The following is an 11,867-nucleotide window of genomic DNA, read 5'->3' as shown; positions in this document are numbered from 1 at the left end:
TACCATTTCTCTGTTTGGAAGCATCAATCCTTTCGAATTTGGCAATCACAAACAATGGAAACACTGGTTATTACAACCTGAATACCGTTATTGGTTCTGCGAACCGTTTTATAAAGGTTTTATAGGTGTACACACACTGGGTGGTGAGTTTAATGCTGCCGGAATAGAATTGCCATTCGATATTTTTCCAGAGCTGGCCGATTATCGGTTTCAAGGATGGATGGCAGGAGGCGGCATCAGTTTCGGATACCAATGGCTGCTGAACAGGCACTGGAATCTGGAAGCCTCAGTGGGCGTTGGCTACCTTTACGTGAAGTATGACAAATATCCGTGTGCAAGCTGTGGAACACGCCTCGATAAAGGACACAAGAATTATGTGGGTCCCACGAAAGCGGCAGTAAGCCTCGTTTATATGTTCTGATCTCCTAATAGCAAACAACATACTTACAAAATCAATGAAACCAACAATTTATATACTAGCCTGTCTATTTGCCACTAACACATCTGTGGCACAAACACAGACTGCTACCCATGACGAAGGAGAAAATTCAGGAAAAGTGATTGTACGGCAACAGTCTGTACAACGCGTGGATTCTTTCCTGATGATAGACCTGACATTGGACCTCACTCCTCTCATTGTAAAATCTTCCCGTTCAGTAGAGCTCACTCCCCTACTTTCGGGTGGCGGACATCAGGATACACTGCCCGCAATGCTGATTAATGGACGCACCCGGCATCTGCTTTACCAACGGCTTCCGGCCAAAAAACGCAATGCCAGTTACGTTGTACAACGTAAGGGACAGACCGCTCAGACAATGGAATACAACGTACGTATTCCCTACCTCCCTTGGATGGAACAGTCTGAACTAAAGCTCATTACTGATCTTTGTGGCTGCGGTTGGGAAGTGTTGCAACAAAGTACCGAACCGGTAGCACAGATGGACTTCCGCGAACCGGAAGAGCCTCAACTACTGGTAGAATACATCGCTCCGAAGCATGAAGCAGTGAAGACACGCCAACTGGCAGGAAGTGCCTTCCTCGATTTTCCCGTCAACCGGACAGAGATTCATCCCCAATATCGCAACAACCCGCGCGAGTTGGCAAAGATACAGGCCACTATCGACTCGGTACGCAACAACCGTTTCGCCACCATCACAGCCGTCGACATCAAAGGATATGCATCGCCTGAGGGTAGCTATAGCAACAATGCACGGCTTGCGCAGGGACGTGCCACAGCCCTGCGCAATTATGTGCGTGGGCTGTATGATTTTGGCAACGCCGAATTCTCCGTGTCATCCGAACCCGAAGATTGGGAAGGATTACGCCGCATGACAGAAACTTCGGACCTTCCGGAAAAAGAGCAAATACTCGCCATCATAGATGGAACGGACATCTTCGACGGCAGAGAGCGGAAGTTGATGGAGATAAGTGGTGGGGATGTCTACCGATTCATGCTGCGTGAGTGGTTCCCTGCTCTACGCCATTCGGATTACCTGGTGAAATATACCATTCGTAATTTCACCGTAGAGGAGGCCAAAGAATTGATATATACTGACCCTCGCCAATTAAGTCTGGAAGAGATGTACCGGGTGGCACAAAGCTATGAACCGGGTACACCCGAATTCAACGAAGTGTTTGAGATTGCCGTACGCATGTATCCCGACGATCCGGTATCTAACCTGAATGCTGCAAATGCAGCGTTAATGCGTCGTGATGCAGAGGCTGCACATCGCTACCTGCAAAAAGCAATGGAAGGCCCGCAGAAAGAGCTGGCAAAAGAGACGCTGAAAGAACTGGAAAAACAGCTGAAAGAGAGAAAGTAAGTTGATAAACAATAAATTAAAAAGAGTTACGATCATATATTTAATTAACGTATAAATAAAAAGCAACAATTATGAAAATCAGGAATTTACTATTAGCAGGATTGGTGCCTGTATTGGCATGGTCGTGCAGTGACGACAAATTGCAAGGTGGTGAGAATACTCCTCCATCTACTGCGTCACAGAATTATATGGAGGTTAGTATTAAGATGCCGATAACTACGAGAACTGCCAGTCCTTCGACTGAAACAGAAGATGGACAAGATTACGAAAACTCTGTGAAAGAAGTACTGGTTGTTGTAGTAAATGTGAAAGATAAGGAGCAACAAGAAGATACATATTATGTGAAAGAGGAAGGAGAAATCTGCTTTGTGAAATCAGTGGGTATAGCACAAAGTCCAGATAAAACAACGGAGGGTGTACACGGAAACGATAAATCTTATACCGCCCGTATAAACAATGTGACATTAGACACAAATTCAGATAAATACTATGCTGTTTATGCGTTTGTTAATCCGACCCCCGAGATATACAACTATTATAACGGAAAGCTCACACAGACAGGATGGAAAGACCAATCTGAAATGGCTACTGCAGAAACTGTAACTGGGTTTATAACAAAGTATGCCGATAAAGCCAAAGGACGTTTCTTTATGACCGATACCAACGTAGGAACTGGAAATTATAGTGGCCCCGACAGAAAGCAGGCTGTACATTTTGTAGCTGAAGAGGGAAATTATAAACTGGCAGCCACAGCCAAAGTAGAAAGAGCTGTAGCACGTTTCGACTACAAAGCCGCGAATGATGAAAATGAATATGAAATCAAAGATAGAAATACAAATGCCACTCAACTGACTGTTACACTAGAAGGATATAAATTAATGAATGTCTCCAAATCATTCTATCACCTGAAACGAGTTGCAGCGAAGAAAGAAGGAGACAGTACTGATCCGGATGAGACTAAAATAACTTATGGTGGTGCAGAAACGGTAAATAATTATGTTGTGGACTGTGACTGGAATAGTACCAACGGTAAAAAGACCTGGTTATCAAAAATCACAGAAGGCGGAAAAGAGTCATCAGAAGCTTTGGCTATAAGAAAAGGGCTATTTTTCACTCCACTGGCCAACAGCAAGATTGATAAAGAAGAAAATAACGAGCCATACTTACCTTTAGATTTTAAAGAACCAGAGAATACAGCAGATCCTGCGTATTATATCATGGGCTACTGTACCGAAAACACTGTTCCTAGCGTAGCTTCTCAACAAAACGGACTGTCTACAGCTGTAGTATTCAAGGCTAAAGTTAGCGGTGATTTTATCAATGAGGCAAGCACTGCAGCTCTTTATGAATATAATGGAAGTTTCTATAACAGTTGGAATTCATTCAAAGAAGCATGGAATATTTCGGGAAATACTTCATTAGAAGCTGTTAACGAACCCACCACAAGCGAAGAATTGAAGACTCTCAGGGAGACATTAAACGGTAAAGCCAAAAGAATCCCAATTCAGGGAGTGGATGGGAACAAATATGGCAATGTTTATTACATCTATTGGAACCGCCACAATGATAATGGACAGAATACTAATATGGGAATTATGGAATTTGCCGTAGTGCGTAACAATATATATAAACTGTCAATTTCAAAAATCTCAGAACTCGGACATCCTAATGACCCGACTAATCCGACCGATCCTCAAGAACCGGATCCAGATCCTGTTAATCCTCCTAAGCCGGACGAACAGAACAAAGCCTATATGGAAGTCGATGTTCAAATTTTAGACTGGACCGTTCGTGTAAACGATATTGAATTTTAATCCTTTAGCATACAAATAAGGAAGACTCTGCCGGAAGGCATTCATGCATCCGCCTTCCGGCTGTTTTTTCCTAACCTTTACTTGAAAAAAACAGTTCATTATGAGACGTTCTGCTTATATACATTCCGTTTCAGCCGTCATGGGTCTGGCATTTTCCCTGCTGTTGACGGCGTGCAGTTTTGTGCACGAGGTTCTTCCTCCCTGCGAGCACTATCTGCATTTTGTTTATGACTACAACATGAAATTTGCCGACGCCTGGCAACACGAAGCGGATCAAGTCTCTCTATTTATCTTTGACGAGGAAGGAAACTATCTGAAGGAGATGAATATCTCCGCTGAAGAAGCCCGAAGAAACAATATTCTGCTGGATCTACAACCGGGAACTTACCAGATATTGGCATGGACCGGACTGAACAGCGACGATTACCTCTGCCTGGCTCCTGCCGACAGAACAAATTCACGCATCAAGGACTACAGCGTTCGGATGAATGCCGAAGCACAAAACGTAGACCGTGATCTCGTGCCCCTATTCTACGGTATGCAAACCGTAACCATACCCGATGCTGCAACATCAGACATCCGCTTTCCACTAATGAAAGATACCAATACCTTCCGTCTTATCATACAGGCTGACGCCAACAATACATCCTCCAGCGTCCCCTCCGATGAGTTTGAATTCAGCATTACGGACAACAACGCCCTATTAGCCTATAACAACACAGCGGTTACCGAAGAATTACCCCTCACCTATTCCCCTTATTACTTGGGTGATGGCGATATCCACGACCCCGAAGGCAACGTAGTACTAACCACTACTTGTGCTGAACTTAATACCAATCGACTGATTTATGGTACGCATCCACGGCTTACCATCCGGCATAAGACCACCGACAAGGTATGGCTCAATGTAGACCTCATAGAGTATATCATGCTAATGCCTACCGAAGGTTCGCTGGACAAAATGCTTGACCGTGAACATCCCCAACAAGAATACCTGGACCGTGAGGACGAATACGTTATCGTCTTTTTCTTCACGCAAAGCTCCAACGGCAACATGATTAATGTAAGAATCACCATTAACGGCTGGACCGTACGTATAAACAATATAGAAATGTAAAAACAACCCATGATAACCAAAACAGCACATATTATCCTTCTGTTCACCCTACTACTTTCCAGTCTTTGCAGCTGTCAAAGCAATGAGGACATAGAACAGTTCATCCAACAGCCCAAACCTGTGTTGTTGGACCTTAATGTGATGCTGGCTGCCCCTCAAGACGACTCCAATAAGCCCGAGTGTGAACGGGTAAAGACATTGCGTCTTATTGTAATAGATAAAGACAGTAAGAAAGTGGAGTTAAACAGGTTATTGGATTATAAAACTACAACAGACAATTTTGAATATCGGACGCGACTGAAGACTACACAAAGTGTGAAGTGTATCTATGCACTGGCTAATGTGGAAAACATATTGAAAGACAAGATGAATTGGGAAAATGAAACAATGATTATAGACAATCTGAGCCTGCTAGTACTTGACTCAGAAATCAAGGAGTCATATCAGTCAAATAGCGACGGATACCTTCCCATTACTTCCAAGAAATACGAAGTAGATCTTACACAACCAGAAGGCTGGAAACCGGAAGAAGGAGAATCATCCATATATACTGTAAAAGAAACTATATATATGGCTTACGCAGCTGTGAAATTTGATTTTACTTTTGAGATGAATAATAATATTACGATAAAAAAATGGACTATCAGAGATATAGCAAAGCAATCTTATCTGATTCCGAATATAACCGATAATGCCTGGGAAACTCTAATAAAAATTCAAGGACAAGTGGATCCTAAAGATGATGATAATACAATTTGGGTTACAGATTATAAAATGCCGGAAGGAACAGCATTATCACCATATGAATCTTCCCAAGAGATTAACTTAAAGTTTCAAGAAAATAAATGGATAGATCCAACCGCTTATTATTTGCCTGAAACCAAGAACTGGATTTCGGACTTTGGCAAGCAAATCTATATGCTTTCGTTAACCGTAGAATCAAATGGCCAAGAATATGAACTAACACCCAAGCAATTCCCAAACTTAGAATCACTGGTACGTGGCACACATGTCAAGGTTCATGCTAAAATTTCAGACGTATCACCCGGAGCGGAAGGGGAAGTGGAACTCGAAGCACAAGTGGTAGACTGGATTTCAGAGCCAGAGATAAAAGGAGACTGGGAAGAAGTAAATTCCACTACTGAAATACCCTAACAAACTTAAAAAAATGATGAATAATAAGATTCAATACATATTAATAGCACTGTGCTCGGTGCTTGGTGCCTGTTCATCAGAAGAAGTTCCGGTGACCATTCCACAGCAGGACACGGAAACTATGACATTCAGTGTTGCCATGAATGGAGACAATAGTGATGAAGTGAATGTGGTTCCCTATTTCAAAAAAGGGGATCAAATCCGATTATACAATCCGGTGAGTTATTCGACTCCGGACTTTACAGATGACTCCCAAAAAGCATACATCTACGAATGCGACTCTGCAAGGACTGCATTAGATGAAGAATATCCGTACAAGTTTATTCCCTTTAACAATAAGGGTTTCAAATGGAAGAATTTGAATCCTACATCTATTTATTATATGTTTGAAGCAGCATACTTCCCCGGCAATAAGTATTTCAATGAAGTACCGTTTGATCAAAGTACAAAGGAAAACTTCAAAAATGCCGATTTACTGCTTACCCATCACCGCCAACTCATCAGTGAACAAGACAAAACCGTAAAATTAAAATTTCACCACGCATTTGCCATGGTACAGGTAAAGGTAAAACTCCCGGTCAGCGAATTTCCCGATCAAGGAATGTTTCCAGAAAATGCTTTAAAGGGTGTTTATATGCGTGCAATGCTGAGGAATTATGAAGTGGATTATTCAGGAGTGATAGATAATGACGCACTCCGTACGGTACGAGTCCCAAAAAATGATGAAGCACTTCCCGTCAATAACCCGAAAAGAAAGAATATCCAAATGTATTGCTCATCAAGGACAGCCCCCACACCGGAAACTGATAATACAGGTAAGGAAGTTATTTATCAAGAATATATTTTTCAGGGAATTGTACCAGAACAGAATTTTTTAAATGAAGGTAATGATTTTCTCTATTTCCAAGTAAAGAGACATGATGCTGAAGAGGTACTATATAAGTTTAAAACAGAAACTTTGACATTGAAATCATCGCACATACTTAATTTGACACTGTCTATTGACAGCAATACTTTAGAAATAATCGTTCTGACAGCAGAAGTTAAACCCTGGAATACAGCTACGGTTGATGATATGGAAATAGGACCTGTTACACCCACAAACTGATAGATATACATATGAATACACAAAGAAAATTATATTCTATTTTATCGGGATTTTTACTCATTGCAGTGCTTCTGCTGACAGGAGCATGTACAACAGAGGAAACCGAAAATACTATTCCGGTATTTAATCCCGATGACCCGATTATGATTTATGCTACGGTAGATGGAACAAGTATCGCCACCCGGGCTGGTGAGCATGAAAAGATAAAGAGCCGAACTATGCTTTTCACTTATCCGTCGTTATCTGCCGGAAAGATACAAAGTGCAATATGTGAGTTCGATGAAAAAGGATACGGATATGTATATACCAATAACAGCAAAACGGAGAAGTTGAGATGGAAAGATATAAATATTACGGGAAAAGATACTATCTATTTGGATAATCTTGTGAATTATCCTGTACAAGACCCTACACTGACAACCATTCATAAAAAAAATAATGAGATAGAAGTATGGATTGATAACTTTACATATTTCTATTTTGGTCCGGAGGATCCGAATATGAGTACGAATAGTGGATATAAAGCTATGATAGCGCCCGCGAATAGTGAGGAGGCTAAAGAAGTGGATATAATCTGGGGAATGATCCTCAATCCGGAAATAGGTCAACCGCTCCGATTTGAGCTAGTGCACAAGATGAGTGCAGTGACATTTCGATTTTACAGTGACGATGAATCTATTCAGCAAGCTTTCAAGAAGGAAGTTAATGTCTGGTTGAATAGTGTGAAAGTACCGCTAAATAATCCAGTTACCCCATCTTCCACTATCTTCAGAAGAAATAATGGAGTGATTGGTAGAACTGGTGGATATAATTTTGATAATGCATGCCTTGTTGAAAACAAACCACTGACGAAATCAAATAATGAGGATACCCAAACAACAACGTATTACTCTACTCCTATGTGGATTTTCCCACCACATAGTTTCGGTGCTTATCCTTTTGGTAGCACTTATTGGCTAAAAGTGATAATCGAAATACAAGATGAAGATGAGAATCAAAAGACTCAATACGCAGGCTTCCTGCCTGCAAGAATGAAGTATTATACAAAAGATAACGTTTTTGATAACATCTCCCTGGAATTCATGTCAGGGTATCACCTCATAATCGATGTAAAGCTGGTTAAAGATTTTGGTAATCCTGAATTACTTTTCGGGGATATTCAAGTATGGCCATGGAGCAGAGTAATGACCGACAATCCTACGATAAACGAAAGTGGAATAAATGATTGGAGTGACCTTGTGGCACTGGTGGAAGAATTCAATGAAAATTCCTCAGAGACAAACTACAGATTGATGAGATATGGAAATTGGGATAAAAATCAGTGGAAATTCAAATTATGGAAAGATATAGAAATACCGACCAATGTGCCAATGCCACTATTTGAATCCGACAAATTTGAAATTGATTTTGGAGAACACATAATTGTTATACAAAATACAGAAGTAAATGCTGAAAATTATAAAATATTCTTGTGCTCTAAAAATTAAGTAAAAGATGAGAACAGATATCAAGTACATTTCCATAACAGGAGTTTTACTCCTCATTCTTCTCACCGCTTGCAGCGAAGAAAGCGGATGGGAAAATATTGTGGGCACAAATAAGTACCTACAAATAGAAGGAGAGATTGCGGGGACTGATGTGGTAACCAAAGTAACAGGTGACGACCTTGGAACAAACATCCGTTTTACGGAAGGTGATCAGATAGGTTTCTATTCGTTTCATAAAAACAAATGTGCAGGAGGCACACAAAGTAGTCATCCGGACAGCGAAACATGTGATAAAGAATATCTGAAAAATGAACCTTTATCTTATTCCATATCTTCTGGAACAAGCAAATTTGTATTCATATCGGAAAATGTACAAAATGTAATAATGAACACATTAGGTTTAACATTCGCCTACTACCCCTATTCTGATGCAAAACCAGCAGATAATTACCTGCCAGCTGATGATCATACCCACTATATCCATATATTCAATGAAGATTATGAAAAAAATGGAGGTTATCAAATAGAAGATATACTCACCGCTACCAAGCGACAATATTCAGATGTGAATTATACATTTGGCCATCAATTTTCGATGGTGCTGATATTCTTAGGAAAAGGGTTCACTCCAGAAAAAAATAAAGCATTGACCGTACATCTCACTGAAAAAGTTATCGGTGCACATATCACCCGGAAGTGGAACGGAAACGCCGAACAGTTTACATTCACAGTAGATAAAGTACCAACAGATAATGAAACGACTGGACTTTCTGCCTTCAAAACCCGCAAAATAGAAAATTATAAGTTGTCTGAAACCGAAAAGGAAAGTAGAACTGTATATCCGGTAATCCTGCCTTCTGGGATGGAAATAGATTATATTGAGGCTACTGATGTAAACGGCAATATACAAAAAATTAGATCAGTAAAAGAAACACTGCCTGAATTGAAATCCGGATGGAAGTATCCAATGACCATTCGGATGGATGGTATCGTACCCACAGTGTACCCCCATGAAATAGAGCCATGGGGTGAACCGACAAAAATAGAAGTAGACAAATTGCCGGGAATTTACACTCCCGATGATTTTGAGAAATGGCTTGCTCTGTATAACACATATATTGCTGATAAGAAGGATATCCCCGAGGAAAAACAAGATTCATTAGAAAAGTATGGAGATTATACAGAACAAAAGAAATGGATATTCTACCTTAGGGATAGTATAGACTGCTCCAAAATAGAGAGTACAAGCGGTACGCTTATCAAAAGGCTGGTAGAAGGAGTAACATTGGATGGTGGTAATCACATTCTGAAAAATCTTATGCTAGACTTAAAAGACAGTGAACCTGAGCAAGGAATGGGACTAATTGGTGAAATTACTGATGGCGGATATTTGCAAAACCTGCGTATGGAATTTGTAACAGTAAGAAGTAAAAGTAGTGATAAACCTTCCGGTTGCATCGCTGCCAGGATCAGTGGCGGACAGATAACTAATTGCACGGTGAGGCAAGCAATCATGATTTGTAAAAGTACTTCGGGAATCTTGGCAGGAGAAATGACAAATGGCTCAGTAGATAACTGCAAATTTCATGGTATGGTACAAGCACCTTTTTATCCGCTACCGAAAGAGGAATATAAAGGTATTGTGGGTAAAATAGATGCTGGTACGATTATTGATAACAATTTAACCAATCATGTGATTTTTATAGAGGCAGAGTAAAGTTTCAATAAAAAAGAAATAGTATGAATAAAAAGATAGGAATAATATATAGTATGCTATTATTGGTGTTGTGCAGTTGCCACAATGAACTAGCACCCTTATCCGGCAGAGATATACGAGAAGGAGTACCGGTACAGTTCACAGTTGAGTGTCCGCAATATGACATGCAGACAACTCGATCCATTACTGACAAGAGAGAATTTAAAACAGGAGACGTAATACATGTATCAGCAGTATTCAAACTTGATAAAGAGGGTGAAAGTGAAAAGCAATACGCCACTCTTACGCTGACAGAAGAAGGTTGGGTGAATGAAACGGATTTTCCAATGAACTGGCCATGGAATGCCGTAAATGCGACATTTACTGCTTATTATCTGGAAAAATGGAATGGACCTATTACAGACAACACCCCCTTGAAACCGGTAGTATTAGATCGCTTCGTATACCAGACAACAGAAGAGAACAATCCTGACCCTCTGAAAGCCGAAGTCGCAGATGTAAAAAACGGACATGCTGTACATTTGAAGTTTCGCCACCTTTGCACCCGGCTCACTATAGAGGATATTGGCGATGAAGAAGAATATTGGCTGAAGTATAAAACATTTCTTGGGGAAGAGAATTCCCAAGTCTTACTGAATGCCTGCCAATTGACTCTCCAAGATAATACATTAAAATTTGAATTCGTACATGAGGAGAGCGATAAAGTTTCCGCTCAAGTATTTACAAATGAAGAGAACGGAAAAAGAACGGTCACTTTTCATCTGGCTCCGGACAATTACAGTACGTTTATGTTGAGACGGCGTAACGACTATCCCTACATTACCATCTCTCAAGTAGATAAATTAAATAAATTAGAGGCAAATAAGGAATATGTCATCTCATTGGAAAATCTGACAGGAAATATCCATCCAGACGATTCGGATGACGAGTGGTGGAATGATCGAGATCCGGAAATTCCTGATTATAAAGATTTCAAGATTCAGGATTTTCTAAATGCCCTTCAACAATGTGAGCAGGACTATATCTGCAATACGAAAAAAGGCGATCCAATAACAGTCTTAAAGAAAGACGAGTATCGGAAAGAAATGCACCTCATGACTGATGTAGATTTCGAATATGGGACTTTCCAATCAGTAGAATTGCCCAATACAGTGACTTTTGATGGTGGAGGCAAAAGCATTTTAGGTGTGGCACACCCATTGTTCAGTACCCTGTATGGAACGGTAAAAGAACTTGATATAGAAAATGCAAAAATAGATAGTAAAGATAGTGGTATCAAAACTGAATGGGGAATATTAGCTCGTGAATGCGATGGAGGAATAATTAGTAATGTCAATTTGATAAATTCTGAATTGAAGGTTACTATTCCACAAACTACAAATGATCCAGCATATAATATCGGTGCACTGATAGGTTGGGTAAAATCTGGAAATATATCCAACATTCAATTGGTTGATAACATATCTGTTACAGTAGATTCTCAAGATGAGAATAGTTATTATATCTTGTCCGTAGGTGGAGTAATTGGTCAGTTCAATGGTACGTTAATGAAAATGAGTAACCTCACGGGAGGATCAGTAATACATGTGACGAATAGCAGCCAGGGACATTCTACACGATATACGGGCGGAGTAATCGGGCATCTT

The 11,867-nt window shown here is 40.4% G+C and carries 9 protein-coding genes; all 9 read left to right on the top strand.

From position 1 onward, the window contains the following. Positions 1-421, top strand: a 421-nt coding sequence (locus BACCELL_RS19980) for a DUF3575 domain-containing protein (protein WP_007213847.1), incomplete at its 5' end; no start/stop codon positions are given. 34 nt (positions 422-455) lie between these two features. Then, positions 456-1,823 (top strand): DUF3868 domain-containing protein, encoded by a 1,368-nt coding sequence (locus BACCELL_RS19975; RefSeq protein WP_007213846.1) that lies wholly within the window; start codon positions 456-458, stop codon positions 1,821-1,823. Between the two features lie 71 nt (positions 1,824-1,894). Continuing rightward, positions 1,895-3,637, top strand: a complete 1,743-nt coding sequence (locus tag BACCELL_RS19970) for an Mfa1 family fimbria major subunit (RefSeq protein WP_007213845.1) — start codon at positions 1,895-1,897, stop codon at positions 3,635-3,637. 100 nt (positions 3,638-3,737) lie between these two features. Beyond that, on the top strand, positions 3,738-4,754 hold the full coding sequence (locus BACCELL_RS19965; RefSeq protein ID WP_044154154.1) for a FimB/Mfa2 family fimbrial subunit: 1,017 nt from the start codon (positions 3,738-3,740) through the stop codon (positions 4,752-4,754). A 9-nt stretch (positions 4,755-4,763) separates the two neighbouring features. Beyond that, positions 4,764-5,909: a hypothetical protein gene (locus BACCELL_RS19960; protein ID WP_007213843.1), complete on the top strand. Its 1,146-nt coding sequence runs from the start codon at positions 4,764-4,766 to the stop codon at positions 5,907-5,909. Between the two features lie 13 nt (positions 5,910-5,922). Then, positions 5,923-7,017: a fimbrillin family protein gene (locus BACCELL_RS19955; RefSeq protein WP_007213842.1), complete on the top strand. Its 1,095-nt coding sequence runs from the start codon at positions 5,923-5,925 to the stop codon at positions 7,015-7,017. A gap of 218 nt (positions 7,018-7,235) precedes the next feature. Then, positions 7,236-8,504 (top strand): hypothetical protein, encoded by a 1,269-nt coding sequence (locus BACCELL_RS19950; RefSeq protein WP_169309608.1) that lies wholly within the window; start codon positions 7,236-7,238, stop codon positions 8,502-8,504. A gap of 7 nt (positions 8,505-8,511) precedes the next feature. Then, positions 8,512-10,221, top strand: coding sequence for a fimbrillin family protein (locus tag BACCELL_RS19945; protein WP_007213840.1), 1,710 nt, complete (start codon positions 8,512-8,514; stop codon positions 10,219-10,221). 23 nt (positions 10,222-10,244) lie between these two features. Further along, positions 10,245-11,867 (top strand): fimbrillin family protein (locus BACCELL_RS19940; protein ID WP_007213839.1); only part of this gene is annotated, 1,623 nt, incomplete at its 3' end.

The organism is Bacteroides cellulosilyticus DSM 14838, assembly GCF_000158035.1.
Lineage (GTDB): Bacteria > Bacteroidota > Bacteroidia > Bacteroidales > Bacteroidaceae > Bacteroides > Bacteroides cellulosilyticus.
Note: the sequence above shows the minus strand (reverse complement) of the source record. Positions and strands in the feature narration are given on the sequence as shown.

Coding starts and splice junctions, on each gene's coding strand:
- BACCELL_RS19955 (WP_007213842.1), top strand. CDS start 5,923: ATGATGAATAATAAGATTCAATACATATTAATAGCACTGTGCTCGGTG.
- BACCELL_RS19950 (WP_169309608.1), top strand. CDS start 7,236: ATGCTTTTCACTTATCCGTCGTTATCTGCCGGAAAGATACAAAGTGCA.
- BACCELL_RS19975 (WP_007213846.1), top strand. CDS start 456: ATGAAACCAACAATTTATATACTAGCCTGTCTATTTGCCACTAACACA.
- BACCELL_RS19960 (WP_007213843.1), top strand. CDS start 4,764: ATGATAACCAAAACAGCACATATTATCCTTCTGTTCACCCTACTACTT.
- BACCELL_RS19970 (WP_007213845.1), top strand. CDS start 1,895: ATGAAAATCAGGAATTTACTATTAGCAGGATTGGTGCCTGTATTGGCA.
- BACCELL_RS19945 (WP_007213840.1), top strand. CDS start 8,512: ATGAGAACAGATATCAAGTACATTTCCATAACAGGAGTTTTACTCCTC.
- BACCELL_RS19965 (WP_044154154.1), top strand. CDS start 3,738: ATGAGACGTTCTGCTTATATACATTCCGTTTCAGCCGTCATGGGTCTG.